This window comes from Paenibacillus sp. RS8 (assembly GCF_041956825.1).
In the GTDB taxonomy this organism is placed as follows: Bacteria; Bacillota; Bacilli; order Paenibacillales; family Paenibacillaceae; genus Paenibacillus_AQ.
Genome location: NZ_CP168131.1, coordinates 4,096,842 through 4,123,515 on the forward strand (window position 1 = coordinate 4,096,842; position 26,674 = coordinate 4,123,515).

29 protein-coding genes, 1 other RNA gene and 1 pseudogene are annotated in these 26,674 nt (G+C 44.1%); 16 read left to right on the plus strand and 15 right to left on the minus strand.

Features of this window, described 5'->3' with window-relative positions:
- Positions 1-11: 11 nt before the first annotated feature.
- The 6 genes from ACDZ28_RS19360 to ACDZ28_RS19385 are packed head-to-tail and all read left to right on the plus strand — an operon-like array spanning position 12 to position 5,361.
- Positions 12-743, plus strand: a complete 732-nt coding sequence (locus ACDZ28_RS19360) for a glycerophosphodiester phosphodiesterase family protein (protein WP_076121858.1) — start codon at positions 12-14, stop codon at positions 741-743.
- Between the two features lie 36 nt (positions 744-779).
- Positions 780-1,403, plus strand: coding sequence for a fumarylacetoacetate hydrolase family protein (locus ACDZ28_RS19365; RefSeq protein WP_042126285.1), 624 nt, complete (start codon positions 780-782; stop codon positions 1,401-1,403).
- Positions 1,404-1,426: 23 nt separating this feature from the next.
- Positions 1,427-2,230, plus strand: a complete 804-nt coding sequence (locus ACDZ28_RS19370; protein ID WP_076121861.1) for a DUF92 domain-containing protein — start codon at positions 1,427-1,429, stop codon at positions 2,228-2,230.
- Between the two features lie 11 nt (positions 2,231-2,241).
- Positions 2,242-2,844, plus strand: coding sequence for a TetR/AcrR family transcriptional regulator (locus tag ACDZ28_RS19375; RefSeq protein WP_042126289.1), 603 nt, complete (start codon positions 2,242-2,244; stop codon positions 2,842-2,844).
- Positions 2,845-2,898: 54 nt separating this feature from the next.
- On the plus strand, positions 2,899-4,836 hold the full coding sequence (locus ACDZ28_RS19380; protein ID WP_042126291.1) for an ABC-F family ATP-binding cassette domain-containing protein: 1,938 nt from the start codon (positions 2,899-2,901) through the stop codon (positions 4,834-4,836).
- Between the two features lie 39 nt (positions 4,837-4,875).
- On the plus strand, positions 4,876-5,361 hold the full coding sequence (locus ACDZ28_RS19385; protein ID WP_341111884.1) for a tetratricopeptide repeat protein: 486 nt from the start codon (positions 4,876-4,878) through the stop codon (positions 5,359-5,361).
- A 97-nt stretch (positions 5,362-5,458) separates the two neighbouring features.
- Here ACDZ28_RS19385 and ACDZ28_RS19390 read toward each other — a convergent pair whose 3' ends face one another.
- The 6 genes from ACDZ28_RS19390 to ACDZ28_RS19415 form a co-directional block, all read right to left on the minus strand.
- Positions 5,459-6,289 carry a hypothetical protein gene (locus tag ACDZ28_RS19390; RefSeq protein WP_341111885.1) on the minus strand — a complete coding sequence of 277 codons (831 nt, stop codon included), beginning with the start codon at positions 6,287-6,289 and terminating at the stop codon, positions 5,459-5,461.
- Positions 6,273-7,313, minus strand: a complete 1,041-nt coding sequence (locus ACDZ28_RS19395; protein WP_076119727.1) for a M42 family metallopeptidase — start codon at positions 7,311-7,313, stop codon at positions 6,273-6,275. Before ACDZ28_RS19395 ends, ACDZ28_RS19390 begins: the two co-directional genes overlap by 17 nt.
- A gap of 2 nt (positions 7,314-7,315) precedes the next feature.
- Positions 7,316-7,627 (minus strand): lipopolysaccharide assembly LapA domain-containing protein, encoded by a 312-nt coding sequence (locus tag ACDZ28_RS19400; RefSeq protein WP_042126298.1) that lies wholly within the window; start codon positions 7,625-7,627, stop codon positions 7,316-7,318.
- 87 nt (positions 7,628-7,714) lie between these two features.
- Positions 7,715-9,505 (minus strand): oligoendopeptidase F, encoded by a 1,791-nt coding sequence (pepF, locus tag ACDZ28_RS19405; protein ID WP_076119719.1) that lies wholly within the window; start codon positions 9,503-9,505, stop codon positions 7,715-7,717.
- A gap of 221 nt (positions 9,506-9,726) precedes the next feature.
- The gene (locus ACDZ28_RS19410; protein ID WP_167348490.1) at positions 9,727-9,897 is read right to left on the minus strand and encodes a hypothetical protein; all 171 of its coding nucleotides are present in this window, start codon (positions 9,895-9,897) and stop codon (positions 9,727-9,729) included.
- 6 nt (positions 9,898-9,903) lie between these two features.
- Positions 9,904-10,137, minus strand: coding sequence for a hypothetical protein (locus ACDZ28_RS19415; RefSeq protein WP_036689271.1), 234 nt, complete (start codon positions 10,135-10,137; stop codon positions 9,904-9,906).
- 174 nt (positions 10,138-10,311) lie between these two features.
- On the opposite strand from ACDZ28_RS19415, the gene ACDZ28_RS19420 reads away from it, so the two are divergent.
- Complete coding sequence (locus ACDZ28_RS19420) at positions 10,312-10,509, plus strand: cold shock domain-containing protein (protein ID WP_042126303.1); 198 nt, start codon at positions 10,312-10,314, stop codon at positions 10,507-10,509.
- A 214-nt stretch (positions 10,510-10,723) separates the two neighbouring features.
- Here the strand turns inward: ACDZ28_RS19420 and ACDZ28_RS19425 are convergent, their stop codons facing one another.
- Positions 10,724-11,971, minus strand: a complete 1,248-nt coding sequence (locus tag ACDZ28_RS19425; RefSeq protein WP_341111886.1) for an MFS transporter — start codon at positions 11,969-11,971, stop codon at positions 10,724-10,726.
- Between the two features lie 201 nt (positions 11,972-12,172).
- On the opposite strand from ACDZ28_RS19425, the gene ACDZ28_RS19430 reads away from it, so the two are divergent.
- Both ACDZ28_RS19430 and pfkA read left to right on the plus strand, forming a co-directional pair.
- On the plus strand, positions 12,173-13,255 hold the full coding sequence (locus ACDZ28_RS19430) for a tetraprenyl-beta-curcumene synthase family protein (protein ID WP_341111887.1): 1,083 nt from the start codon (positions 12,173-12,175) through the stop codon (positions 13,253-13,255).
- 66 nt (positions 13,256-13,321) lie between these two features.
- On the plus strand, positions 13,322-14,293 hold the full coding sequence (gene pfkA / locus ACDZ28_RS19435; protein WP_042126307.1) for a 6-phosphofructokinase: 972 nt from the start codon (positions 13,322-13,324) through the stop codon (positions 14,291-14,293).
- A gap of 66 nt (positions 14,294-14,359) precedes the next feature.
- Here pfkA and ACDZ28_RS19440 read toward each other — a convergent pair whose 3' ends face one another.
- The 4 genes from ACDZ28_RS19440 to ACDZ28_RS19455 all read right to left on the minus strand — a co-directional run bounded on the left by ACDZ28_RS19440 (position 14,360) and on the right by ACDZ28_RS19455 (position 18,520).
- Positions 14,360-15,733: an MATE family efflux transporter gene (locus tag ACDZ28_RS19440; RefSeq protein WP_341111888.1), complete on the minus strand. Its 1,374-nt coding sequence runs from the start codon at positions 15,731-15,733 to the stop codon at positions 14,360-14,362.
- A gap of 145 nt (positions 15,734-15,878) precedes the next feature.
- On the minus strand, positions 15,879-17,087 hold the full coding sequence (locus tag ACDZ28_RS19445) for a putative glycoside hydrolase (RefSeq protein ID WP_375102546.1): 1,209 nt from the start codon (positions 17,085-17,087) through the stop codon (positions 15,879-15,881).
- A gap of 230 nt (positions 17,088-17,317) precedes the next feature.
- Positions 17,318-17,506, minus strand: coding sequence for a hypothetical protein (locus tag ACDZ28_RS19450; protein WP_036689649.1), 189 nt, complete (start codon positions 17,504-17,506; stop codon positions 17,318-17,320).
- Between the two features lie 192 nt (positions 17,507-17,698).
- On the minus strand, positions 17,699-18,520 hold the full coding sequence (locus ACDZ28_RS19455) for a YitT family protein (RefSeq protein WP_042126312.1): 822 nt from the start codon (positions 18,518-18,520) through the stop codon (positions 17,699-17,701).
- 331 nt (positions 18,521-18,851) lie between these two features.
- Here ACDZ28_RS19455 and ACDZ28_RS19460 point away from each other — a divergent pair, with 331 nt between their 5' ends.
- On the plus strand, positions 18,852-20,498 hold the full coding sequence (locus ACDZ28_RS19460; protein ID WP_042126314.1) for a DEAD/DEAH box helicase: 1,647 nt from the start codon (positions 18,852-18,854) through the stop codon (positions 20,496-20,498).
- Positions 20,499-20,618: 120 nt separating this feature from the next.
- On the opposite strand, the gene ACDZ28_RS19465 is transcribed toward ACDZ28_RS19460, so the two are convergent.
- A complete protein-coding gene (locus tag ACDZ28_RS19465; RefSeq protein WP_042126316.1) occupies positions 20,619-20,714 on the minus strand; it encodes a hypothetical protein in 96 nt (31 codons plus the stop codon).
- A gap of 186 nt (positions 20,715-20,900) precedes the next feature.
- Between ACDZ28_RS19465 and ACDZ28_RS19470 the strand changes: the two genes are divergently transcribed.
- The 3 genes from ACDZ28_RS19470 (at position 20,901) to ACDZ28_RS19480 (ending at position 22,572) form a co-directional block, all read left to right on the plus strand.
- A complete protein-coding gene (locus ACDZ28_RS19470) occupies positions 20,901-21,728 on the plus strand; it encodes a YesL family protein (protein ID WP_375102547.1) in 828 nt (275 codons plus the stop codon).
- A 103-nt stretch (positions 21,729-21,831) separates the two neighbouring features.
- A non-coding RNA gene (ssrS, locus tag ACDZ28_RS19475) (6S RNA) lies at positions 21,832-22,023 on the plus strand.
- Between the two features lie 159 nt (positions 22,024-22,182).
- Entirely contained in the window at positions 22,183-22,572 is a 390-nt protein-coding gene (locus ACDZ28_RS19480) for a DUF1499 domain-containing protein (RefSeq protein WP_036689295.1), read from the plus strand.
- A gap of 186 nt (positions 22,573-22,758) precedes the next feature.
- Here ACDZ28_RS19480 and tpx read toward each other — a convergent pair whose 3' ends face one another.
- Complete coding sequence (tpx, locus tag ACDZ28_RS19485; RefSeq protein ID WP_042126320.1) at positions 22,759-23,277, minus strand: thiol peroxidase; 519 nt, start codon at positions 23,275-23,277, stop codon at positions 22,759-22,761.
- A gap of 116 nt (positions 23,278-23,393) precedes the next feature.
- Here tpx and ACDZ28_RS19490 point away from each other — a divergent pair, with 116 nt between their 5' ends.
- Positions 23,394-24,029 (plus strand): rhomboid family intramembrane serine protease, encoded by a 636-nt coding sequence (locus ACDZ28_RS19490; RefSeq protein ID WP_042132050.1) that lies wholly within the window; start codon positions 23,394-23,396, stop codon positions 24,027-24,029.
- Positions 24,030-24,033: 4 nt separating this feature from the next.
- The gene (locus tag ACDZ28_RS19495) at positions 24,034-24,948 is read left to right on the plus strand and encodes a LysR family transcriptional regulator (protein WP_042126322.1); all 915 of its coding nucleotides are present in this window, start codon (positions 24,034-24,036) and stop codon (positions 24,946-24,948) included.
- Positions 24,949-24,985: 37 nt separating this feature from the next.
- On the opposite strand, the gene ACDZ28_RS19500 is transcribed toward ACDZ28_RS19495, so the two are convergent.
- Both ACDZ28_RS19500 and ACDZ28_RS19505 read right to left on the minus strand, forming a co-directional pair.
- The gene (locus tag ACDZ28_RS19500; protein WP_375102548.1) at positions 24,986-25,657 is read right to left on the minus strand and encodes a zinc metallopeptidase; all 672 of its coding nucleotides are present in this window, start codon (positions 25,655-25,657) and stop codon (positions 24,986-24,988) included.
- A 35-nt stretch (positions 25,658-25,692) separates the two neighbouring features.
- On the minus strand, positions 25,693-26,127 hold the full coding sequence (locus ACDZ28_RS19505; RefSeq protein ID WP_042126326.1) for a MerR family transcriptional regulator: 435 nt from the start codon (positions 26,125-26,127) through the stop codon (positions 25,693-25,695).
- A gap of 313 nt (positions 26,128-26,440) precedes the next feature.
- On the opposite strand from ACDZ28_RS19505, the pseudogene ACDZ28_RS19510 reads away from it, so the two are divergent.
- Positions 26,441-26,610: pseudogene (locus tag ACDZ28_RS19510) on the plus strand (RNA polymerase subunit sigma); the annotation flags it as partial.
- Positions 26,611-26,674: the final 64 nt, after the last annotated feature.

The following is a 26,674-nucleotide window of genomic DNA, read 5'->3' on the forward strand; positions in this document are numbered from 1 at the left end:
AGGTCCTTATGATGAACAATTTGTGTGTTGCCCATCGGGGGTTTTCCGGTAAAGCACCGGAGAATACATTAGCAGCGATCCGGATGGCCATTGCCATGCCTTTTGTACACTGGATGGAATTGGATGTCCAGCTCTCCAAGGACGGAGTACCTGTCGTCATTCATGATTTTACGCTTGACCGTACAACCAATGGACATGGTAAGGTAAAGAACATGGATTGGGAACATATCCGGCGTCTTGACGCGGGTAGCTGGAAAGGGCGTTCCTTTCGGGGAGAGCGGGTGCCGTCTTTGGAAGAGGTGCTCACATTAGCCTCCGGTAGACTTCGTCTCAATATTGAACTGAAAACAGTAGGTGATATGTATCCTGGAATCGAGCAGAAGGTGACGGATCTTATTTCCTCTAAAGGGTTGCGGGAGGACGTGATTTTGACTTCTTTTGACACAGATGTGTTAAAAAAAATCAAGGAAATAGATCCCCGCTTCCGCACAGGGCTAATCTTTGATTCAAGGTTTGGTAATCCCGCTCGAAGGCTGCATGAACTGGAGTGCTCTCTTCTATCGATCAGCTTTTCGCGTCTGAATCCCAGATTGGCTAAGCTTTTGACGGAGCAAGGTGTGAAGATAATGGCTTGGACCGTGAACAAAGGGAAAGAGATGCGTCGCTTAGCAGACATGCATTCTGATATAATGATTTGTACAAACCGTCCGGATATCTGGGGCGATACATTTCTAAAAGTATAAACAATCCAATTCGATGGGAAAGAGAGCTGATTGTCTGTGTGCGCTGCTGTTAATAATTTATATTGTGTTGGACGGAACTACAAGCTACATGCGGAGGAATTAGGGAATAATATCCCCGTGGAGCCACTCATTTTTTTGAAGCCCTCACATGCGGCGGTTTCCCTCGATAAGGCAGTCATTCAGCTTCCAAAAGATTCAGGCCAGGTTCATTATGAAGGAGAGCTTGTGCTGCGTATCGCCCGTGATTATGTACCGGGGATGAGCGTGGAGGATCTGGTGGATGTTATGGCCCTGGGACTGGATTTCACACTGCGTGATGTGCATAATGACCTGCAAAAGAAAGGTCTGCCTTGGACACCGGCTAAAGGCTTTAAGAACGCTGCTCCGCTCACACCATACATTGCGTTTCCTGACAAGGAAGAGCTGGAGGGAACGGATTTCACGGTTTTGAAAAATGGTGTTGAAGTTCAGCGAGGCAATGTCAAGAACATGATCTTTTCGCTCCAAAAAATAGTCGATTTTATCGCTGCGCGTTACGGGCTGGGTAAAGACGATGTGATATTCACGGGAACACCAGCAGGCGTAGGCCCTACCGTATCTGGAGATTCGTTTGAATTGTACTGGGGTGACAAGCTGATGGGGACTTGCCTGATCGGCTAAAAACATCTGTTGGAGATGAATCTATGCTATGGATTATTGGCGCACTTGGCGCTTTGTTAGTTGCGGGAGCGGCTTATAGGAAACAATCCTTAAGCCTCTCCGGCATGCTTGCCGCGGTAGCTATGGGAACCATTTATTTTGGTGCCGGAAATGCCTTTTGGTTCGGAATATTGTTGGTTTTTTTCATCTCATCAAGCCTCCTTTCTAAGCTTCATCATGACAATAAGGCAGAGCTTGAACTGACTTATGCCAAGACAGGCCGCCGAGATGCTGGGCAGGTCTTTGCTAATGGTGGGCTTGGGATGGTTTTCGTTCTACTAAATGCGATTGTTCCGATGGATCTTTGGGAATTTTTATTTATCGGTGTTATGGCAACGGTAACTTCCGATACATGGGCTACGGAGATTGGTACACTCAGCAAAAAGCCGCCTCGGTCTGTGCTGACAGGTAAAATACTTCCGGCAGGTGCCTCGGGTGGCGTATCCAGTCTGGGTACGCTAGCTGCAGCCGCAGGAGGCGCGCTTATTGGTGCTTCCTCATGGCTGCTGCGGATGATATCCGGCATGCCGGATCAATCCTTCCTGTTGCTTACATTGGCTGGACTCGCTGGAGGACTTGTGGGTGCGTTCACGGATTCTATTCTAGGGGCAACCGTGCAGCAGATGAATCGTTGCACGGTATGCGGCCGCGAAGTGGAAAGTACACACCACTGCGGTAAGAAAGTTGAACATGCACGTGGCTGGAAGTGGATGAGCAATGATGCAGTCAATGCTGTTAGCTCTATCGCCGGAGGGGCAATGGCCCTATTGCTAGGGATAATGATTTAAAGGAGGAACCGATGAGCAGCACGTCCAATCATAAACATACGGCCATTCTGGATGCCGCATACGAGCTCTTCGGTTCAGGCGGATTTTACGAAACGAAGATGTCGGAAATTGCGGAGCAGGCTGGGATTGCTAAGGGCACCGTTTATTTATACTTCAAGAGTAAGGAAGAATTGTTCATGGCGGTAACGCGCCGGGATTGTGAGGGATTCCTCCAGCAGTTGCAGGAAAAGCTGAAGGCAAGTGATACTTTGGCGGGTAAACTGTCGATTATAGCCAAACATCATCTTTATTATTATTTTGAACGTAAACGACACACGAAGCTTTTTTTTCGCGCACCTAACAATAACCCAGAGCTTGTGGCGTATATGACGCTTTTCATGGAAGAATATATGCAGGCAGTAGTGAAGGTATTGCTGGAGGGCGGAGCGTCCGAGCCTGAGCTTATGGCGCAGTCCTACATAGGGATGTTGGATCGACTAAAGATGGATATTTTGTTCGATCCGTCTTTTAAGGAAGAGGATGCATATAAACGCGCCGGTTTCGCTGCGGGTCTTTTTATTAAAGGGGCCATGGATTACTTGAATTTAGGTCAGGATGATAGACCGGTGGAATAGCAGTCTAGAGCGGCTACCGGTTTTATGAAAATATAAGGCAAGCGAGGAAATAGCATGAATATTATGACCGTGGAACATCTTTCCAAAAGTTATGGAGAGAAAGTACTCTTTAGTGATGCTTCATTTGGTATGGATGATCGGGATAAAATTGGCTTGATCGGTGTGAATGGAACGGGTAAATCAACATTTTTACGTATTATTGCCGGTCTGGATACCCCAGATGGTGGGCAAATTGCGATTGGAAATAATGTACGAGTACAATATTTGGCACAGAACCCTCCTTATGAGCCGACAAACACCGTACTGCAACAGGTCTTTGCCGGAGATGATCCAGATCTTGCTACCATGCGTGAGTATATGGAGACCATGTCTCGCCTTGAAAAAGAGCCGGGCAATGCAGAACTGGAAGGCAAACTGGTGCGTATTGGGCAAGCTATCGATGCTGCAGGTACTTGGCATTTAGAGAGTGAAGCTAAAAGCGTGCTTACTAAGCTGGGCATAGTGAAGTTCGATGCGCTAATGGATACGCTGTCTGGTGGTCAACGTAAACGTGTAGCACTTGCGGCTGCCCTGATTACGCCATCTGAGCTTCTTATTTTGGATGAGCCTACGAACCATATTGATACGGACTCTGTAGCTTGGTTAGAGCAATACTTACAGAAACGGCGCGGAGCCCTCTTAATGGTAACGCATGATCGTTACTTCCTGGAGCGTGTCGCAAGTGTCATGCTAGAGCTGGACGGAGGGCAGTTATACCGTTATGAGGCCAACTATTCCCGTTTTCTAGAGCTGAAAGCCGACCGTGAAGAGCGTGAAGCCTCTGCAGAGCAAAAACGTAAGAACCTGCTTCGTACGGAGCTTGCTTGGATTCGTCGTGGAGCTAAAGCACGTTCAACGAAACAAAAGGCAAGAATCGACCGTTTTGAGAAGCTGAAGGAAAGTACAGGAAGCAGTTCGAACGGTTCGCTCGATATTTCTGTGGCTTCGACACGATTGGGTCGTAAAATCATTGAAATCAATGAACTGTCGAAATCGCTGGATGGTCGACAGCTGATTAAAGATCTGACCTATATTGCTGTACCACAAGATCGGGTAGGGATTGTAGGCCCGAATGGCAGTGGTAAATCAACACTTCTGAATCTGATTGCAGGTAAGCTGCAGCCGGATAAGGGAGAGGTTCAGCTTGGCGCGACGGTTAAGTTGGGTTACTTTACGCAAGAACATCAGGATATGGACGACAGCATGCGAGCCATTGAATATGTGAAGGAAGAAGCGGAGGTCATTCGTACAGCTGATGGTAGCGTCATTACAGCAGGCCAAATGCTCGAACGCTTCTTGTTCCCTCCTGCGATGCAATGGACGCCGATTTCCAAACTGTCAGGTGGCGAAAAAAGACGCCTGTATCTACTTCGTGTCTTGATGGGAGCACCAAACGTATTGCTGTTGGATGAGCCTACGAACGACTTGGATATCGGTACGTTGGCTGTTTTAGAAGACTATCTGGATGAATTCCCGGGTGTCGTCTTTACAGTATCTCATGACCGTTATTTCCTGGATCGGACTATAGATAAGCTGATCGCTTTTGAAAATGGTGATATCCGGATTCATGTTGGCGATTATACGGAATATGAAGAATGGCTGGCCAAAAATGTTTCTTCACGCAATGCAGAATCAAATAAAGATGACGGAAATGCAAAGCGTAAAGAGCCTACGGATACAGTCAATAACACTGCGGCATCCTCAGCTCCCAAGACCAAACTCAAATTCAGCTTTAAGGAACAGCGTGAATATGAGGGGATTGACGAGCAAATCGAGCTTGCAGAGCAACGCTTGACGGATATTAGTGCGGAGATGGAGGCAGCATTTGCTGACTCTGGGAGACTGCAGGAGCTAGTGGAAGAGCAGCGGCTTGCCGAAGCCGAGCTGGAGCGTCTAATGGAGCGCTGGACCTATCTGAATGAGCTTGCAGAGAAAATCGCTGGTAAGGCATAAAACGGATTGTCCTTGTGTGACAATAAAGGAGGGCTCAGTTTGGAGGATCAACTTATAGAAGCTGTAGCCCTGCGAAATGAAGGTAAAGCTGAAGAAGCTAGAGTGAGGCTGTTAGAGCTATATGAGCAGAATAGTAATGATGCAGAACTTTTGTATCAATTGGCATGGACGCATGATGTACTTGGTTTAGAACGCGAAGCGGTACCCTTTTATGAGAAAAGCTTAGCAGTAGGCTTACCTTCGGAGCAGAGGGTCGGCGCTCTATTGGGACTGGGCAGTACCTTCCGGACACTCGGAGAATATGAGAATTCCAAAGCAATATTGGAGCAGGCCATTCACGAGTACCCAGAGAATAAGGAATTTCCGGTGTTCCTTTCAATGACCATGCACAATCTCGGGGAGCATAGTCTAGCTATGGGGATGTTGCTTAAATTGCTGGCTGAAACCTCAGCGGATGAAGGGATAAGAAGTTATAGTAAGGCCATTTCATATTACTCAGATAAGCTAGAGCAAGTCTGGGATTGAATCTGAGAATGCTAATAAAAAAACAGAGTAGGGTTCTCCAGTTTATTGGAGAATGCCTACTCTGTTTTTTTATGGCGGGGGCTGCCTAACCATATTTTTATTTTGTTCCGTCCACCGCGATCATTTGCACTACAGCACGAGAGTCGCCGGGTAAGATGATCTCATCAGCATTCATCTGAGAGGAGCCGTCTCCATCTAGGAAGATGCCTTCGAGGCCTTCAGCAGGAACGCTCTGTAGGATGGCTGAGCGGAACTCTGCAGCCGTCGAGAGCGTTGGTGTAACGATCAGCCACAGCTTGCCATTATCGTCATACAACATGCCTGAGCGCATTCGTTTCTCATCAGCATAAGGAAGATGTTCTTCGGCGATCGCAGCTTGCCAGAGATCCTCATGCTTCAGATTCATACTAACACCACCTTGTGCAAAATAGTGCTGGCGATCCGAAACGTTCAACTCTTCTCCCGAAGAGACAACCTGTACGGATAAGCTCTGACTGGCACCATCCCAGACTAGGGTTCCGCGTGCATATTTAGCGTTAAACCAGCCGGAACCGTATGCCTTTTTAACCCCGTTAGTGGGGATATCATTCATGATAGCGATAGATAGAAGTGCATCTCCATAGAAGAAGCCTCCATTAATCCCATATGCAAACACTTGCTGTAGGGGGGCACCAGCGGCTCTGAGTTGAACATCTTCTGGCGAAAGTGACATCATATAGAGTTGTACATTTTCTGGACTCACGGTCTCTAAATAAGTGTACGTGTGAGGAAGACCGTCAAAGGGATCTTCCTTGTGATTTCTGGATAACAGGAACATTGATAGTATGGCTGCTGCTATCAAAAGCAGCAGGAGTGAGACAATCAGCCATTGTCTACGTCGCCAGAGCTGCTTTATCTTGCCAGTGCTAGACTCAGTTAGTACCCACATAAGCAGCGAGAAGCTTAGCAGTGTTTACTACAGCTTGCTTATGGGTACGTTCCATGGAGTGGGAGGCATGCACGCCTGGGCCGATCAGTGCAGCACGAATATTATTACCACCTCGAAGGGCAGCGGATGCGTCGGAGCCGTACATTGGATAGATATCAACGGCATAAGGAATCGCGAGTGCTTCTGCCAGCTCAATCAAACGGCCAGTCATAACGTAATCGTAAGGGCCGGAAGAATCTTTTGCACAGATGGACACATCGGTTTCTTTACAGCTAAGATCGTCGCCCATGGCGCCCATATCGACTGCGATCATTTCATTAATCTCACCAGGAATCCAAGCTGTGCCGTGTCCTACTTCTTCATAGTTCGAGATGAGGAAGGAAAGGTTATGGAGCGGCTTCCAGCCTTCGCGCTTCATACTTTCCAGCAGGCCAAGAAGGGCAGCAACGCTTGCTTTGTCATCCAGATGTCGGGATTTGATATACCCGCTAGGCGTAATCACAGCACGTGCATCGAAGGAAATGAAGTCACCAACGGAAATGCCAAGCTTGAGTACATCCTCTTTGGTGGATACAAGCTCATCGATCCGTACTTCCATGTTTTCCTCTGAACGTTTGAATTCACGAGCATCTGGATATACGTGAACTGATGGGTGGCTGGTTAAAATGGTTCCAGTATAGGTTCTGCCGCTGCGGGTATGGATTACGCAGTATTCATTCTCGATGCTATGCATAGTGAAGCCGCCAACAGAGGTCAGTCGCAGAGTACCGTTCGATGTAATGGAGCGAACCATGCCTCCAAGGGTATCTACGTGAGCGCTGATGCCGATTGTACGGGAAGGATCAAGGCCCGGGACGGTTAGAATTACGCCGCCTTTTTCATTCCAGCTTAGTGGTACATTCAATGCTGCCGCTTCTTCTGCTACAAGATTCATGACTTGTGCTGTGAAGCCGCTGGGGCTCGGTGTATCAAGCAGTTTTTTTAGGATTGAAAGTATGTAATCTTCGTTTGGTTGAATGGTAATCATTAGTTAAGTCCTCCTGTTAGGCCATCATTGTCTGTGTTAAAAGAATCTAAAGAAGTGTCGGCATCACGAAGTTTGGTTAGCTCTGCAGTTAGGCTTTTAATTTGTTTTTGTAGTTTGTACTGGCGGAAAATTCCGTAAGAACCCACGATGATTCCACCAATTAACGCGCAGCCCAGAATAACTAGGATCAGCGGTATATTAACTACATCAAAACCGAAATTGACTTGAACGGGATCCACGTTGATGACTGCAAATATGGCTGTTAGCAGCGCAAAGATTAGACCTGCAATTAAAGACCATTGAATTCTCATTGAATTCTTCCTCCTCAGGGGATATAACAGAATAAAATCCCTTGCCCAATTTGGGCAAGGGATTAATGCAATACTAAGCTCTCTGCCTTATTTGGTCAACTGTTCCATTTGAGCGATAACATCTTCGAAGACACTCATCGCTTCGCGAATCGGCTCAGGAGAAGACATATCAACACCAGCTTTAGACAGAATATTAATGGAGTAGTCACTGCCGCCACTCTTCAGGAAGCCGAGGTAACGATCTACCGCAGGCTTGCCTTCTTCAAGAATTTGTTTGGCAAAGCTAGTCGCTGCTGAGAAGCCGGTTGCGTATTTATAAACATAGAAGCTGTTATAGAAATGCGGAATCCGCGCCCATTCCATCTCGATATCCTGATCTACAACCATTTCTTTACCATAGTATTTAACATTCAGGTCATAGTAGATGCTCGAAAGATCTTGTGGAGTAAGCGATTCGCCTTCTTCCACACGCTGATGAATGATTTTCTCGAACTCCGCGAACATTGTCTGCCGGAAGATCGTTGTCCGGAACTGATCTGCATAGTAGGTGAGCAAATACATTTTTTCTTTAGGATCTGTAGACTTTTTGAGTAAATAATCCATTAGCAGCGCCTCGTTAGTAGTAGAAGCAACCTCTGCTAGGAAAATCGTGTATTGCGCATCCCGATAATTCAGAGCGTTATCCGAAAAATACGAGTGTAATGCATGGCCCATCTCATGCGCCAATGTAAACATACTGTTTAAATTATCATTATGGTTCAACAGTACGAAAGGATGCGTACCGTATGGTCCCCAGCTGTAAGCCCCAGACCGTTTATTCTCGTTCTCATAGACATCGATCCATCCGTTGTCGTAACCTTTTTGCAGCACATTCAGATAATCTTCACCGAGCGGTTTGAGACCCTCTTTAGTGATTTTTTTGGCTTCTTCATAGGTGATATCTAATTTATATTCATCAACAAGCGGGGCAAACAGATCATACATATGTAGCTCATCGACACCCAGCAGCTTCTGACGCAGTTTCATATAACGGTGCATCAATGGAAGGCTTTCGTGTATCGTATCTATCAAGTTGGTGTAAACCTCTTTCGGAATGTTATCACCATAGAGTGACATTTCCATTACAGAAGGATACTTGCGAATTCGTGAGTAGAACACATTTTTATTCACATTGGCGCTAAGGGTTGCTGCGATAGTGTTCTTCTGCTTCCGGTAGGTATCGTAGACTGCTTTAAAAGCATTGCGGCGAACCTCACGGTCACTACTTTCGAGAAACTTGATATAGTTGCCATGAGTCAGCTCAACTTCTTTGCCATCCTCATCTTTGATCTTAGGGAATTTCAGATCCGCATTGTTCAGCATACTGAAAATATTCTGAGGCGCTTGAGCTAAATTTCCTACCTGAGCTAGCAGTGCTTCTTCGGCCTTAGAAAGCACATGGGCTTTTTCGCGTTTCATTTCAGTTAAGGTGAATTTATAAGCGGAAAGGTTCGGATCGGCGATGAACTGGTCCAACTTCTCGATAGGCAACGCCAGAATTTCTGGGGTTACAAAAGATAAGGCTTCACCTGCTTCAATACCAAGCTTTTTCGCTTTGGAGGACAAAGCTTGATAGTCAGGATTAGCTGTGTCTTCATCTTGACGCATATGTGCATACACATAAAGTCGTTCAGTTAGGATAGACAGTTTGTCATCCAGCTCAAAACATTTTTTTAGAGCATCCGCGGAATCTAGTGTACCCTGAAAATCCGCAGCTTTTTTGATTAGGGATTTAGCTTCTGCATATTCTGCATCCCAATCCTTCTGAGAAGCAAACACATCCTCAAGCTTCCAACGATTCTCAGCAGGTACTTCGCTTCTCTTCAATAATTGTTCCATAGAAACCCTCCTAGAATGATGAGATGTAGTAGGCATAATCTCCCTCGGCAATACTGTAGATGATAAATCACCCGGTAGCAAGCTGAGCACAAGTAGAAGAGGGATGGACTTGGGTGAAATAGGCATAACGTCCTCCTCTTGAAAGTAGAGTCGGCTTATTATGCCCTGTTAAGTCCTGATTATTAATGTTTAGTCTTCTTTAAAATATATGAAAGTATAAGTTATGCCAATAAGCTATAAATAACAAAGATGAAGGCGAACAGAATCATAATGACAGCAGTTAAGGCCATGCCCCGCTTAAATTGCGGCGGGACACGATCCTTGGTCATAATCAGAACTGCGCCTAGACATAAGACTAGGACAACATAAATCGCGATATTTTCTGTATTCATATTCTGTTATACCTGTTTGAAAGCTGCGATAATATTTTTGTACTCTTCTTCATTATCTTTATAAGATTCTTTGTTGAACCGGTTGTTCACCCACTGCATCATAGCTGGACGACTTAGGAAAGTATGTGTTTCTTCTCCCCATTGATCGGAGATTTCGCGAAGTACGATATAACGTCCTTGAACTTCTACCGTCATCATATTCCATTTGTCTGTTTTGTATATTTCATGTTTTTTGATCATTATCATTACCACCCTGGCGATTTTTGGCTTTTGGCTCAATGATAACGCACAGGAGAAGGGAAAAGCAAATTAAATCACATATTTAAAGGTCTAGACAGATTGATTTGAGTAGAAGATTGCAGTATAATATAGTTATACGCCATATATGGCGGTTATTTTTAGGAGGTTGTTCAATTGAAAGGTACAGTAAAATGGTTTAACGCAGAAAAAGGTTATGGTTTTCTTCAAGTAGAAGGCGGCGAAGATGTATTCGTACACTTCTCAGCAATTCAAGGTGAAGGATTCAAAACTTTGGACGAAGGTCAAGAAGTAGAATTCGATATCACTGATGGTAATCGTGGACCGCAAGCTGAAAACGTAGTAAAATTATAAGAAACGGCAAAGACAGTTAAGCTGTCTGCTATAAATATATAATTTACTTGGCAAGCCCTTGCAAGAGTGGTTACCAAACTATAGAACACAGTTCTTTCGGGAACTGTGTTTTTTTACGTCTATTATTCATCAATTTAAATAGAAAAGGTCTTTGCATTCCCAAGTGAGGGACAGCAAAGACCTTTCTATATTTTGAGTGTTTAGAAGTGTTCTATTATAGTGAGGCTTTTTTGTTTGTTTTCTCTGAGTAACGTATCGAACCTCGATAGATATCTAATAAATGTTGTCCTAAAAAACCGACCAAGGCAAGGAGGCTGAAGCCAACCGCTACCATATAAAAGGTGAAGCGTCCAGCTTCTTGATAGATCATTCCACCAAATGTACCACTTAGAAGTCCAGCTGCACTTGACCAAACAACCGTGTAGATGGCAAGCCCGGTAGCTCTAAGTCGATCAGGAATAATCCGAGTGATATAACGGACAGATGTTACAAAAAAGACGCCGAATGTCAGACTATGCAAGGCTTGAATCGCGATAATCGAGCCTGGATGATCGGCGAGAGCCATCAGTAGAAAACGAAGAGCATACATGACGCTAGCTAACGCTAGTAAGGGCAGTTCTTTAAATTTGTCTCCGTATCTGCCGAGTATAAATAATACAGGTATTTCACTTAGGGCTGAGGCAAGTAGTGCCCAGCCGATCACTTCCTCGCCAGCACCCAGGTTCTTTAAACTGATGGTGAGAAAGGCTTCGTTCATTCTATGGCCTAGTGCGAGTACAAAGACACAGCCAAAGAACCACAGCACCTCTTTTTGCAAAAGAATATCTTTAAGACCGTGCTCTTTCTTAACAGGTTTGGTAGTAACTGCTTCCTGATCGGGAAGCTCTGGAACAGGTTTTTTGACATCCTTAAGGCCAATTGTAATTAGAAGCGCGATTACTATGATAATAATACATAAGGTTAGACTCCAGGTAGCACCTAAAGCTCTAAGCGCATAACCGACTGTTAAAGCAAAGAAAGAATAGCCCAATGAGCCAAATACACGAATTGTAATGAAGTTTCGTCCGTGCCGCTCCGCAATTTTGATGGCCATTGTATCAGCAAGCGGAAAAACAGGGTAATAGAAGAAGTAGAAAAAGGACAAAATAAGCATAACGGAAGAAAATTCGGTCGCTCTGGCTAATAGAAGTCCGGTTACTAATTGTCCCGCGAGTAAAATAAACATGATTTTTCGAATGGTGCCCAGCTTATCGCTCATCATACTCCAGAAGAGATTGGATAAGATGGAGATGAGGGGTCCGAGGGAATACAAGTAACCCACCTGAGAACTGCTAAACCCCAGATGTGTGTAGAATAATGGAAAGTAGGATACTACAAGAACGCTGGTACCATAAATCGTAAATAGAAAGGAACGAAGCCAATTTTGATCACTGTAAGGGCTTCCGGTCCGTTTTGAAAACATGAAAGTGCACTCCTCTGAAATTGAAATATGCCTAGTATAGCATAAAGCAAAGAAGGGTTATGTGTTTTATTCTTGAATTGCTTTATTTCTGAATCTTTCATAATTTTACGAAAGTGATTTTGTTGTTTGTACAAATACGTCTGATCATATTATAATAAGTGGTGATTTGGATAAGGAGACAACAATGTGGAGGCACTATCATTGAGTGAATTAGAGCAACGCCGTAACCTTAGCCCGCGTGGCCCTATCGGGCTTATGAACAGGGTCTATAAGTACGTGCTGCCTGAAGTGAGAGAAAGTCTCCACTTCTGGCGCCAAGATGCGAATGGGATTCCCGATCCCGAGCTCCGGAAGCAAGCACTTGCCAGCATTGAGACGAAAGAGTTTCATTGCATAGGTGGAGGTATTTATGCCGCCGGCAATTTATCGATGAGACATATACTTATTCCGCTTATTGTTGCTTATCAAACTATCAGTGATTATCTAGATAACTTATGTGATCGCAGTACTTCGCTTGATCCTGCAGATTTCAGGCTGCTGCATCAATCTATGCTGGATGCCATTGATCCAAACGCTGAACCTGTGAATTATTATGCGCTTCGTGATGAACAAAATGACGGTGGATACTTGTATAGGCTGGTTCGAAAATGCCAGGAGATGATCTCACTGCTGCCAGGTTATTCCGCTGCTGCAGCGGAGATTCGTGACTTGGCTGTGCTGTATACAGATTTGCAGGTATATAAGCATATCCGCCCGGAACTCAGGGAAACAGCCCTGAAGGAATGGTGGGAGCAGCAAGGTAGCCGTGCTCCGCATCTGCAATGGAACGAGTTTGCGGCTGCGACGGGCTCTACTTTAGGCGTATTCATGCTTTTTCTATCCGCATGTGATCCGAAGCTAAGCAAGTCTTCTTCGGAATCAATCCGTGCTGCATACTTTCCACATGTGTGCGGATTGCACATTATGCTGGATTATTTGATTGATCAGGAAGAGGACCGAGCAGGCGGTGATCTTAATTTCTGCAATTATTATGAAGACACGGATACCATGTTGAGTCGGATCGCTTCCATGGTTGAGTGGGCCCGCAAGGATGTACGTGAACTGCCGGAGTCATCTATGCATCGTATGGTGATTGAGGGGTTGCTGGCACTTTATTTATCAGATCCGAAAGTTAGCGAACAGCGGGAAGTTCGCACTGTGTCTAAGAGCCTAATGAGAGGAAGTCCGCTTACAAGGCTGTTCTTCTTCGCTAATAGCCGCTGGATACGCAATCGTTTTTTGTAACAAGGCTGCGAAGCTTCACCTATACAACGGATGGGGCATTGCACAACTTTAAGGAGGAACAACAGAATGTCAAAAATCAAAAAAATTGCAGTACTGACTAGTGGTGGAGATTCACAAGGTATGAACGCCGCTGTTCGTGCGGTTGTAAGAAGTGCACTTTATTATGGTATTGAAGTTTTTGGTGTGCAACGTGGTTATCAAGGACTTTTGAATCGCGATATCTTCCCTATGGATCTTCGAAGTGTAGGTGACATTATTCAACGTGGTGGAACCATTCTGCAATCTGCGAGATGTCTGGAGTTCACAAAGCCAGAAGGTCAACAAAAGGGCGCGGATATTCTGAATGAAATGGGCATCGATGGTCTAGTAGTTATCGGTGGCGACGGTTCTTACAAAGGTGCTAATAAACTAAGTAAACTCGGTATTAAGACGATGGCTTTACCGGGAACTATTGATAATGATATTTCCTACACAGACTACACCATTGGGTTTGATACAGCAGTTGGTGTCGTTGTAGATGCCATTAACAAGCTGCGTGACACGATGTCCTCCCATGAGCGTTCTTCCATTGTAGAAGTTATGGGACGTCATTGTGGAGATATCGCGCTACATGCAGGTCTGGCTTCTGGAGCAGAAACAATTCTCGTGCCAGAAATGCCATATGACTTGAATGAAGTTGCGGATCGTATGCGCGACAACTTTGTCAGAGGTAAACGTCACAGTATCGTCATCGTTGCTGAAGGTGTAGGTAAAGGCGAAGATGTGGCCCAAGCGCTGAAAGATCGTCATGCTTCTCTGGATGCACGTGTTACTGTACTTGGACATATTCAACGGGGAGGAACACCAACCCCTGGAGACCGGAACCTTGCTAGCCGTCTTGGTGACTTTGCCGTTCGTAAACTGATTGAAGGTGAGTCTGATAAAGGTTGCGGTATCATCAAGGGTGAACTAACCCTCACAGATATCGATCTTGTAGTAAATACTAAGAAAGACTTTGACGTGGAATTGTACGAGCTTGCATCCCGTCTTTCTCAATAATTAACACACAAAAAAAGGAACAGCTGCGAACTTTGCACTGTTCCTTTTTTGTATTCTTTTGATTTATTAATGATGTGCTTGAGCGTCTGCATATTGTGTAGCATAACGGCGTTGAACTTTAACAAGCCGAGTCAAGAGCAATGTGGCCCCAATCGCAAGGCCGGTGATCAAGCCAATCCAATAACCATATGCACCTAAATCCGTGTAAGTAGCAAGTGCATAGCCAGTAGGAAGCCCTATAACCCAATAAGCTATAAAGCAAATAATGAAGGCTGGGTTAACATCCTTATATCCACGAAGCGCCCCTTGTGTAGGTGTGGCAATCGCATCGGAAATCTGGAAAAAGATCGCATAGATTAAGAAATGCTGAATTAATGAAATGACATCAGGCTCATCAGAGTATAAACCAGCTACATGGTGGCCGGCAAATAAGAGTAGGAGTGCTGTTGCCAGGGAGAGGATAGCCGCAAGTCCAATACCCATTATGGCATATTGACGGGCATCCTTTTGTCTGCCGGATCCTGTCTCGAAGCCGACAAGAATAGTTAGGCTCATACAGATACTAAGCGGAATCATATATAACGTAGTAGCAAAATTAATGGCAGCTTGATGAGCTGCAATTGTTACGGTATCAAACCGGCTCATCAACAAGGTTACAGCAGAGAAGACTGCCGTTTCAAAAAAAATGGAGAAGCCAATAGGTACACCGATCTTGAGTAGATCTTTGAAGCTTTTTGGCGATATAAAGTAGAACTTCCGGAAAATTCTAAGGCTTGCAAAAGGTTCAGCTCGATAAATGAACAGCAGGGCAACGGAAAAGATTACCCAGTAAGTGATTGCTGATGCCACTCCAGCTCCAACGCCACCCAATCGAGGGAATCCGAATTTCCCGAAGATCAGTAAGTAGTTTAAACCCACATTGACGGGGAGAGCTATTAGTGTAATCAACATGGATACGCGTGTTTGCCCAAGAGCGTCTATACAACTGCGGAGAACCGTATAACCAAACAGCGGAATGATTCCGAAGGAGATCGCACTAAGAAAGCGGAAGGCAACATCTCTTACAGTCGGCTCCAGATTCATAAAATCAAGAATAGGTGATAAGGCGAGACTGCCGATTAGTAAGACGATTACAGAGACGATCAGAGAAAGCCAGATTCCCTGTGTGACTTGATAGGCTACATCCTTATCTTTCTTGCTTCCAATGAGCTGAGAGACAATGGGGGTGATCCCCATAAGAATCCCACTTAAACCCGTTTGAATCGGAATCCAGAGACTGGTTCCTATCGCCACACCTGCCAGATCGGCTGTGCCAAACTTACCGGACATGTTGGTATCAAAGAAGGTTATCGCGGATAAAGCAATCTGTGTAACTAGAATTGGGAATAAAATATGGAAAAATTGTCCTGCTTTTTGTTTTAAAGAGGTGGTTTGTATCATCGTTCTTTGACCTCATTCTTTGTTGGTTTGTAATAATTACAGTAAAAGTTCCTTTTCTCTCCATTAAAAGACCCGGCAGACGCCGGGTCTTTATCTTTTATATATCATACCTGATTTCAATTATAAACAATAAGGGCGCTATACATTATTTCTCATAATCGACATCGGAGGTATATCGGTTATTGGCGTTCCAGAGCAGAAACTCCTCTACATTTTCATCTTTTAAAGCGCGGATTTGATCTTCCACCTGTTTTTTGCCGTATTTAATATAATGACCTTTTCCGAGCCAGCTTGCTGTAAAATCTTGAATCCAAGGACGAATAACAGGTTTGTAGCTGCCTAGAGGATCAAGCTTCTTATGGGTATCAACCATGGAGCCTTTAATGGTAGCATACGGATCTAAGTCAGGCTCTTTTACTCCAAACCAGCCCGTTGAATAATGACTTGGATAAACCATTGGGCTGATGACATCCACATTCTTGGATATTTCTACGAAGTCTTGTCCAATTCCTTCAGCAGGGGCAGATGCAGCATATCCAAAAATATCTACGGATACACGAACACCAAGTGGAGCAAGCTCTGCTTTTGCGTATTTTACAAAATTAGAAATGATATCTACGCGAGAATCACTGGTTTTGGTGTATTTAAGTGTGTCTGCACGTTTTTCAAAACCTTCAGGAAAGCGCACATAGTCGAATTGAATTTCTTTAAAGCCGAGTTTGACAGCTTCTTTGGCGATATCGACATTGTACTTCCAGACCTCTTCATTATAAGGATTAACAAAGCTATCGCCGCCTTTATTCTTCCATACTGTGCCGTCTGCATTAACAAAGGATAATTGCGGGTTCTTTTTGGCAAGTATAGAGTCCTTAAAGACAACAATTCGAGCAATAGGATAAACATCATGTTTATTCAATCTTTCCATCAGTTTGTTGATGTCGCCAATAAATGGCTGCGGATTACCGAGTTTCTGAAGTTCTGGATTATCGGTTTTATACGTGATGTAACCTGCATCATCCTTAATGTCAATGACCATAGAATTTAGTTCCGTCTGATCAAGTAAAGAAAGAAGCTTTTCCATTCGTTCTCCACCGGCGCTGTATGCGGTAACATAGATACCTTTTACTTTCGGTGCATCCGGCTGAGGATCTGCGTGTAACATACTTTGTGAGTCATTTGTCTCTGTTGTAGCATTTGGAGCTGGAGTTGAACCATTTGAATTATTATTTTGCGTAGCGATGATGGGGGGATTCATGGCGGACTTCAATGCAATTGCCACTTCAGCGTCATGTTGATTCTGTTGCACGCCTACACTTCCCAAGGCCATCATCAGTAGAGCCCAGGTGATGTTCATTCGTATTCTCTCCCTTTATGTACATTTCCTAAATTATATAGGAACGGTTGCTTCTAAAAAGAACAGTGTTGTAATAATGTTGGCTCAGATCGGGTCTGAAAAACCATCCTTGATGTATATAACCGGGACGCACAGATTCTAAACGTATTGTTAAAAAGTAAATGCCGCCTCAACACGGCAACATGGCCGAACTTAAGGCGGCAACTATCAAGACTTCTCTTGCGGCTTACTCATTGAAGATACGCAGAATTCTGATGTTCACAGATACTGTAATGGATGATATCCATGGCATCTGCAGGTTCCAGAATACTAAGCCCGTCACGCAGAACGATTACGGAATTTAATTCGTCCTGTTTGAGAAACGGCATCATATCAGGATACCACCTCATGACGATTGCTGACAGCTTTACCGTTTCCATTTCCACAAAAATCACCCTTTCCTTTTTCGATAGGTCTGAATGGAATTCAGTAATCATCGGAAAACGAAGTGCTTGGAAAAAAGAGGGGTAAATCTCAATCTTTATGAAATTGTTAGGGTTCTGCGTGATTATAATATATCACAATTCTGTGATTGGTGCATTTTCCAAATTAATACTTTTCATTGCCAGTTTTTATCTTTTTCGGAAGGAGCCCATAACACCAACTGTCTCGACAATATTTACAAATGCTTGAGGATCTGTCGTGCGGATAATACGTTGCAGTTCAGCAAGTTCGTAGCGGGTTGTTACTGTCATTAGCATGTCCTTTTCAACATGAGAATAAGCGCCTTCTGTTTTAATCTTTGTAACACCACGTTGAAGCCCCATTAAATGCTGAAGGAGCTCATCTGTACGATTTGTTACTATATATACGGTTACCTTTAAATGGCTGATGTGAATCATATCCAGTACCTTACCTGTTACGTATATAGATACCATCGATGCAAGAGCTAAATTCCAGTTGTTATCAAAATAGGCTGCGGCAAGGATAACGAGACCGTTTAAGCTTACCACCACATTTCCAACCGGGAAATCACGGAATTTAGTGATGATGGATCCCAGGATATCAAAACCGCCGGAGGAACCTCCTGCACGGAAGGAAAAACCACAGCCGATACCTACAAGTACACCGCCAAATACAGAAGACAGCAGCATATCAGTGGCTACCAAATATTCTGGAATGATCGTTAAGAACCAAGTTGTTGCCACAACGGATAACATGCTTAGCATAATAAATCTCCGGCCAAGCTGGAACCAACCAGCTACAAGCAAGGGGATATTAAAGAGCAAGTACAAAAGGCTTATGTTTATTGGTGTAAAGTAACCCACTAACATGGAAAGCCCAGATACTCCTCCACTGAGTAAGCGATGCGGGATTAGAAAAAGATTAAATCCACTGGCAATCAACGCTGCTCCAAAAATCACTGCAATACAATTCCAAATCTGTCTTAACAAGCAAATCCACCTCTATAAATTAATTTAAAATAAACCATGAATGCAATGAAAAGAAAGGAACCCACTGGTATTCCTACTTAGAGTTGTGATATAATGTATAGGATATTCTTGAGTAGAACGTTACAATGGTATTTTTGCATTGCATCGGATGTAAAGCTACAGTTGCTCAGGTACAATGAAGTACCTGATGAAAGGGAGGCTTTTCGTCCCAAAAGCGCTATATCATGCAGAAAAAAGAGCATGATTGGACAGCATATAAATGTGTTTACCGCTACTTAAGAATACAGACAAGCATGTGGAATGTCCACTGTATAGAAGGAGCATGAATAATTTGAAAACATTCGCAGAATTTGGCTTGGAGCCAAGAGTGCTACAAGCAATCACAGAGTTAGGATTTGAGGAGGCAACACCGATACAGGAGCAGTCAATTCCATTGGCATTGACTGGGTCGGATCTGATCGGTCAAGCACAGACTGGTACAGGTAAGACTGCTGCTTTTGGTATCCCCCTCATTTCGAAGATTAATCGTGAAGACGAAAAAATTCTGGCACTTATTATGGCACCAACTCGTGAGTTAGCCATTCAAGTATCAGAAGAAATCGGTAAGCTAAGCCGTTTTAAAGGTCTTCGTTCGTTGGCAATTTATGGCGGACAAGATATTGGTCGCCAAATTCGTGGTCTAAAGAAGAAACCACAAATTATCATTGGTACACCAGGTCGTTTGCTTGACCATATCAACCGTAAAACCATTCGTTTGGATGATGTTCAAACTGTTGTATTGGATGAAGCAGATGAAATGCTGGATATGGGCTTTATGGAAGATATTCAGACAATCCTCAAGCTCGTTCCTGAAGAGCGTCAAACTATGTTGTTCTCGGCTACAATGCCTCCAAACATTCAACGTCTTGCTCAGCAATTCTTGAACAACCCGCAACACGTCTCCGTAATTCCGAAACAAATCAGTGCTCCGCTGATTGATCAAGCATATGTTGAAGTACCTGAACGTCAAAAGTTCGAAGCACTTAGTCGTTTGATTGATATGGAATCTCCTGAGCTTGCAATCGTGTTCGGACGTACGAAACGCCGGGTTGATGAGCTTGCAGAAGCTTTGCAAAAACGTGGATACTCTGCTGATGGTTTGCATGGTGACCTGTCTCAGAACCAACGTGATGCTGTAATGCGTAAATTCCGTGATGGCAGCATTGATGTGCTGGTAGCTACTGACGTAGCGGCTCGTGGTTTGGACGTATCCGGTGTTACTCATGTAATTAACTTTGACTTGCCGCAAGATCCAGAAAGCTATGTACACCGTATCGGTCGTACTGGTCGTGCTGGTAAAGAAGGTACAGCTTGGTCTTTCGTTACTCCACGCGAAATGGATCACCTGCATTTGATCGAACGCGTTACTCGTCACCGTATTACTCGCAAACCATTGCCAACAATGGCTGAGGCTATCGAAGGTAAACAACGCGTAACAGCTGAACGTTTGCTTGAGATGGTAGAGAGCGGTGAATTGAATGAGTACAAAGGTATTTCTATTCAATTGCTTGAGCAATATGATTCCGTTCAATTGCTGTCAGCTGCAATGAAGCTTCTGACTGGTGATAAGAAGGATTCCACAATTGAATTGACTCCTGAAGATCCAATCCGTGCTAAACGTCGTGGTGGTAAGAACGACATTCGCAGTGGCCGCAAACCTAATGGTGGTTATGGCGGAAACCGTGGCACTTCCGGTGGCAGCACTGGTGGATACCGTGGAAACCGCGACAACAACGGTGGCGGTAGTCGTGGCGGCTACAACAGCGGTGGCAGTAACTATGGTAGCGGCAGTGGCGGTTATGGCGGTGGCTATAAAGGCAATCGTGATAGCGCAGCTAACCGTGATGGTGGAGCGAACCGCAGTGCGGACCGTAAACCCTCTACTCGCCCAAGCAGCACAAGCACACGTCCTGCAAAACGTGAAGATTTCGATAACTAATACTTGATCTGAACCCTAGGGTGATGATTTATCAAGATACAAAGAAGACGAGATGCCGAATAGCGGTTCTCGTCTTCTTTTTGCTGTAATATTAGGGTGTTTATTGAATGATCAGCTTATTTATACGAAAGTACGAGTGATGATAACGAGCAGGATAAACAATACGAGGATCGTACCGGTGGAAGTCCAGCCGCCGTAGCCAACAGGTGAGGACATACAATAACCTCCTTTAGATTGTGGTGATTTTGGTAATTATTATGATTACAATCCCAATATATGGACTTTCTAGACTTGTTGTATAGACGATAACCTAGAATTCAGAAAGTTGGGCTATGGAAAAGAGGAGGTCAAATGAGGTATAGTTAAGATAAGCAGTATGCAAGAGACAGAGGAGGAAGGGAATTGGAGTTTAAAGGAGCAATGGGCGGCTTATACCGCGTCACAGAATGGATTACACGTATCGCAGCAAGTAATATCTTATGGGCACTATGTTCCGCCCCGTTTTTATTTTTTGGTTTGATGAAGATACTTATGCTAGGGACAAGTTCGGGTGGAGTTAATGAACAGCTCACTTTGAACTGGGCTATGGGGATTCTAGCACCATTTACAGTATTTCCTGCTTCGGCGGCTTTATTTACCGTGGTACGTAAATGGGTTATGGGAAATACAGATGTAGGAACTTTTCGCACATATTTTCAGGGGTATAAAGAGAATTATCTAAAAAGTATGCTCGGAGGAATTATCTATACATTGATGTTCGTTATTATGTACGTCGATGTAACGGTTTACATGACACAAATGACTAACTTTAGAATTGTTGGTATTTTGATGTTAGTGCTCATGATTATTTTGTCGGTATCCATGTTTAACTTCTTTTCTATTGTTGTTCATTATCAAATGAGCTTTAAGCAAGTAATGACTAACTCGATCTTGCTGACAATTGCACGACCAATTCGTGTGTTCTCAACTTTGATTGCAGCGGGGGTTCTTGCTTATATTGGCCTGAGATATCCAGCGCTGTACATTATCTGTATCCCGACGCTGATTGCGATGGCTGCTTTCTTTAACTTCTATGCTACCTATAATAAATTGCAATTGCAGGTGGAGCAGAAGAAACTGAAGGAGCAAGAAGAGGCGGAAGCTGCGTTGAATAATCAAGAGGATGACGACGATGATGATGACGACGACTATGAAGAGAATAATGAGAATAAAGATTTAAAACGTATTTAATAATGGCAAGCATTGAGCGTTGGAAATCGTCAGTAATTTAATTCCAGTGTAAAATAAAGCGCATACAGGTTTACTTTTTCGTTAAAACGCAATATAATAATAACAAATCCTGCGATGTTCGTTACGGTTGCTCGTTGTTTTGAACCAATGATAATGTCTTGGGAGATCTACACGAAGCGCAGCTGAACAGCCCTGTCTATATGACCTGGGGAATTCAAAAACGTTTTCTGCGGTCACCCACCTGCTATAGCAGGTTCAGAAGACACTGTAGCCGGACGGCATAAGCGGGTTTTCCATTGTTTAGGCCAAGCGCCTCTGTTTCCCGTGAAAGTTGGGAGCGGGCGCTTTTTTGTATGTCTGGAACAAGGAGAAAGTGAGTAATACCCTTTTGTTCCTGAGACAAGAGTGTTACACTTAGAATAATGAACTTGGGATTTGTAGAGGGGGAAGAATTTTGTCGTTAAAAAGAACCTTGGTTGGTTTATTCCGTAGTCATGATGGAACAAGCGACCGCGCAAAAGATCCGACATTAAAAACGCGTTATTACAATCTTACGAAAGACAAAGCTTGGGAGGAAGTTTCATCAACGCTTAAGAAGGTTCCTGGATTCAAGGTGCTTCATGAAGTGGAGTCAGTAGGTGAGATTACTCTGGAGAAGAGAACGGCATTTGGCCGTACACTGGATATCACTGTCTCAGTGCTTAATACCACACCTGTACGATGTGGCGTAGATATGTATTCTGCATCTAGAGGATCGCTTGGTGATTTGGGTGCTAATTACCGCGTCATTCAGCGGTTGTATGCGTCTTTGGACAAAAAATTAGGAAAATACAAAGCGGACTAATTTTCAGAGATCCATACAAAACCTTCTTATTTAGGGATAGTATGAATGCGTTTACGCAAACGAGGGCTGCTCTGGATGTTATCGATAAATCTTTCTATTTACAAAAAAAAGCGGGAGAAGGATGGACCTTCTTCCGCTTTTTTCAAAATATAAGAAAGTATTGTCGAAACTTACTGTTCTAGAGAATTAGAGCAGACTCTTCACAGCGGCTATAGCATCCTCGTATTTAGGGTGCTCAGTCATTTCACTCAAATATTCAACATAGGTGAGTGTGTTGTTCTTGTCTAGAACAAAAATAGAACGCATATCTAATCGGAATTCTTTGATTAGAACGCCATAAGCTTGTCCGAATGAGGCTGCTTTGTGATCGGATAGTGTAATTACGCGATCGATTCCTGCAGCGCCGCACCAGCGGGCCTGAGCGAATGGTAGGTCCATACTTACTGTAAGGATAACTACATCGTCACCTAGCTCGGCAGCTTCGCTGTTGAACCGGCGGGTCTGTGCGTCACATACACCAGTATCAAGAGAAGGGACAACACTGATCAGCTTGATTTTACCGGCATAATCACTAAGAGAAACTTCTTCCAGTAGATTCTTACTAAGAACAAAATCAGGAGCGGGATCACCAGCTGTTAGCTTGGGTCCTACGAGAGTGATGGGGTTGCTTTTGAAAGTAGCTACGCCTGTTCTTTCTTGCGTCATATCCTTGTTTTCCTCCTCGAATTGTAATATTGGCTCTTACTGCCACAATAAATTATAATCTTATTTACAGGGAGATGTCCAACGGGGCAAGATATAAATGTAAAGGGATGGGTGTAATGATATTTATTCGGTATGAAAATTGGAAAAGTTACCTGCGGTATTACCCGGTAACATGTCTTCTCATTGTGGCTAACGTGATAATGTTTATCCTCATGACGTTCAATGGAGGATCCACCAATATACAAACGCTTGTTGATTTTGGTGCTATTGTTGATGTTAGTCCGTTTAAAGAGGAACTATGGCGCTATGTAGCGGCTATTTTTTTACATAATGGGTTTTCCCATCTATTCTTTAATAGCTTCGCTCTGCTGGTATTTGCACCGCCTCTGGAGCGTCTTCTTGGCTGGTGGCGATATACAATTCTTTACGTGGTAGGTGGAGTTCTTGCGAACGTTCTAACGATTGCAATCAGCAGCCGCTCAGCATTAGAGGTAGGTACGGTCTCGGTAGGTGCTTCTGGAGCGATTTACGCCGTCTATGGGGCATTTTTATACATTGCGGTTATGCAAAGGGCTATGATGGATGAAGGCTCACGAAAGACGTTATACGGATTGCTAATGATCGGGATTATTATGTCGTTTGCAACACCAAATGTAAATTGGGTTGCACATATCGGAGGCTTGGTTTCTGGCTTTTTCCTATATGGACTTATTATTCGTATATTTAATAAAAGCCTAAGACAGGGGCGATGATGGAGTGGAGCTAAGACAGCTGCAATATTTTCTAAAGGTAGCCCAAAAAGAACATGTAACACGAGCGGCGGAGGAACTTCATGTTGCTCAGTCTGCAGTAAGCCGTCAGATTCATCAGTTGGAGCAAGAGCTTGGAGTTGACTTGTTCATGCAAAAAGGGCGTAATTTGCAGCTTACGCCGGTTGGACAGCTCTTTTGCAAGCGAGTGGATAGTATCCTTAAGGAATTGGAGCATTCAGTTAATGAGGTGCATGAATTTCTGGATCCGGAACGTGGGGAGATTCGCATTGGGTTTCCTCACAGCCTGGGCACGCATCTTATCCCGACAATCGTTGCGGAATTCCGCCAGCACTATCCTCATGTTAAGTTTCGCTTTAAGCAAGGGTCTTACCCTTCTTTGATAAAGGATGTATTATCTGGTGAAGTGGATTTAACATTTATTTCGCCTTTTCCGGAGAATGATGAGCATGTCTCTGGGGATATTGTTATGACCGAGGAGTTATTTGCAATACTTCCGCAGAATCATCATCTGGCAGGAGAGTCTGAGATCCGATTGGAACAGCTTCAAAAGGAAAAGTTTGTTCTGTTCAGTCAAGGTTATTCTCTGAGACCAATCGTTTGGCAAGCGTGCTTGCAGGCGGGATTTCAACCGCAGATTGCATTTGAAGGCGGGGAGACTGATACCATTCGCGGTCTAGTGGCGGCAGGAATGGGTGTAAGCCTTCTTCCGGAGATGGCGTTCTATCAGACCAATCCTCTCCAGCCGGCTCAGGTAAGGGTCGTGGAGCCTGCTGTGACGAGGACGGTTGGTTTGATTTACCGAACAGACAGTAAGTTGCCGCTCGTAGCACGTTCGTTCCGGACTTTTTTGATATCTTATTTTAAAGCTAGACAAAATAATACCCCGGTTGGCTCTTAGCCCTCCGGGGTTTCTTTTTTGTAAGCTGAGTTTAGTATTAGTCGCGGTTACCTAAGAAGACGGTAATCAAACGAAGCAGTTCGAGTAAGGATACTAGTGCCGCGGCAACATACGTTAACGCAGCTGCGTTTAAGACTTTAGCTACTCCGCGTTCTTCTTCATTACGAATGTAACCTTGTTCTACCATGACTTGACGGGCCCGGTTGCTGGCGTTGAACTCAACTGGCAGTGTCACAAGCTGGAAGGCAACAGCGGCCGAGAAGAAGATGATGCCAAGGCCTACAAGATTAAAGTAACCGAATATGAACCCTGCCATAAGCATGAATGGCGCTATGCCTGATGCAAAATTAACTACTGGGAACATCCGGTGACGTAGTGTTAACATTGGATAACTTACTTTATGCTGAATGGCGTGACCCACTTCGTGACAAGCGACGGAAACTGCTGCTATAGAACTTTCATAATATACAGGTTCTGATAAACGTACAACTCTGTGAATCGGATCATAATGGTCAGAAAGCGTACCTCTTACAGGCTCGATCGGTACATCGTGAAGCCCGTTAGCGTCGAGCATACGTCTTGCAGCTTCATATCCTGTCAGACCGTTTGAATTGGCGACCTTGGACCACTTGCTGAATGTTCCTTTAACTCTGAACTGGGCCCATAATGAAAAAATAAAGGCGATAATTACTAATAGATACATAAACATAGCTGCATTCCTCCACTGTATTGTAAATATGGTATTTACATTGGCGGTCCTTGCGTAAGCAATAGAAGCCGAATCGCCTCCATGCAGGCTACTCCTTGAGGGAGTAAGTTAGAGAGCGCGCGTCTGGCCTGTCCCGGCTTCAGACCGCTTATGATTGGTTCAAGTGCCTTTACTTCACGTTCTAGCCGCTGCATATGCTGCTCGAGCTCGACTAATTTATCAGATACGTCAGTTTCAGGAGTTGCCTCGTTCCATTTGCTCATCATGGACTTGATTTCTTCCAATGAATACTTGTCATGCTTTAGTTGATTAATACGTTCTAAGGCGACCAAGGTTTCATGACTGTAAAGTCGGTAATTTTTGGTGCTTCTGGACTCTGGGGAGATTAACCCCAGTTTTGTGTAATAATCAATGGTACGCTCACTGATGTGAGCAGCCTTAGCTAATTCTCCGATTCGATATAGAATCATATCCCCATGCTACCTCGCCTCACTAATCGAATTCGACTGCCCGTAAAGAGTAGTCGTCTCCTGTATTGGTGGTTACTATTATGCTATCTATAATGATAACAAACTGGAAACCATACAGTCAAACGTCATGCTTTCATAAAGTATATGCAATAAAGAGAAGTAAATTCATGAAAGTGATGTGTTGTTTATATACAATACACTCAAACTCCCCGTGATATCAAATTTGGAGTGATAAGTCTAAAGAAGACGCGTAAGGACGTATCCTAACATGATCCGCTCCGAATGGATAAAAGTGTAATGAGATAACGCTCACGAGAAGGAAGTCGTCGTAGGTCGCTTCGGGTTGGCATATGTGGCGAGGAGCGCACCCCAGGGGGATATGAAAAGGAGCTTGGGGTTTCACGGAGTTATGTGTCGCGGATTCAGAAGCAGGTGCTCATGAAGCTGTATCCTGAGTTTTATAAGGCGAAGCGACAGCTGTGATTGTGGGTGATCATATACAAGGTTTCTTATAATTTAGCCGGTGTTGTGAAGAGGCAATACGAGC

Bases quoted from the DNA above. Each gene is read 5' to 3' on its own strand.
- ACDZ28_RS19410 (WP_167348490.1), bottom strand. From the start codon at position 9,897: ATGAATACAGAAAATATCGCGATTTATGTTGTCCTAGTCTTATGTCTA.
- ACDZ28_RS19490 (WP_042132050.1), top strand. From the start codon at position 23,394: ATGATATTTATTCGGTATGAAAATTGGAAAAGTTACCTGCGGTATTAC.
- ACDZ28_RS19450 (WP_036689649.1), bottom strand. From the start codon at position 17,506: ATGGAAACGGTAAAGCTGTCAGCAATCGTCATGAGGTGGTATCCTGAT.
- ACDZ28_RS19500 (WP_375102548.1), bottom strand. From the start codon at position 25,657: ATGTTTATGTATCTATTAGTAATTATCGCCTTTATTTTTTCATTATGG.
- ACDZ28_RS19445 (WP_375102546.1), bottom strand. From the start codon at position 17,087: ATGAACATCACCTGGGCTCTACTGATGATGGCCTTGGGAAGTGTAGGC.
- ACDZ28_RS19370 (WP_076121861.1), top strand. From the start codon at position 1,427: ATGCTATGGATTATTGGCGCACTTGGCGCTTTGTTAGTTGCGGGAGCG.
- ACDZ28_RS19440 (WP_341111888.1), bottom strand. From the start codon at position 15,733: ATGATACAAACCACCTCTTTAAAACAAAAAGCAGGACAATTTTTCCAT.
- pepF (WP_076119719.1), bottom strand. From the start codon at position 9,505: ATGGAACAATTATTGAAGAGAAGCGAAGTACCTGCTGAGAATCGTTGG.
- ACDZ28_RS19400 (WP_042126298.1), bottom strand. From the start codon at position 7,627: ATGAGAATTCAATGGTCTTTAATTGCAGGTCTAATCTTTGCGCTGCTA.
- pfkA (WP_042126307.1), top strand. From the start codon at position 13,322: ATGTCAAAAATCAAAAAAATTGCAGTACTGACTAGTGGTGGAGATTCA.
- ACDZ28_RS19375 (WP_042126289.1), top strand. From the start codon at position 2,242: ATGAGCAGCACGTCCAATCATAAACATACGGCCATTCTGGATGCCGCA.
- ACDZ28_RS19380 (WP_042126291.1), top strand. From the start codon at position 2,899: ATGAATATTATGACCGTGGAACATCTTTCCAAAAGTTATGGAGAGAAA.
- ACDZ28_RS19415 (WP_036689271.1), bottom strand. From the start codon at position 10,137: ATGATCAAAAAACATGAAATATACAAAACAGACAAATGGAATATGATG.
- ACDZ28_RS19390 (WP_341111885.1), bottom strand. From the start codon at position 6,289: ATGTGGGTACTAACTGAGTCTAGCACTGGCAAGATAAAGCAGCTCTGG.
- ACDZ28_RS19465 (WP_042126316.1), bottom strand. From the start codon at position 20,714: ATGTCCTCACCTGTTGGCTACGGCGGCTGGACTTCCACCGGTACGATC.
- tpx (WP_042126320.1), bottom strand. From the start codon at position 23,277: ATGACGCAAGAAAGAACAGGCGTAGCTACTTTCAAAAGCAACCCCATC.
- ACDZ28_RS19505 (WP_042126326.1), bottom strand. From the start codon at position 26,127: ATGATTCTATATCGAATCGGAGAATTAGCTAAGGCTGCTCACATCAGT.
- ACDZ28_RS19425 (WP_341111886.1), bottom strand. From the start codon at position 11,971: ATGTTTTCAAAACGGACCGGAAGCCCTTACAGTGATCAAAATTGGCTT.
- ACDZ28_RS19360 (WP_076121858.1), top strand. From the start codon at position 12: ATGAACAATTTGTGTGTTGCCCATCGGGGGTTTTCCGGTAAAGCACCG.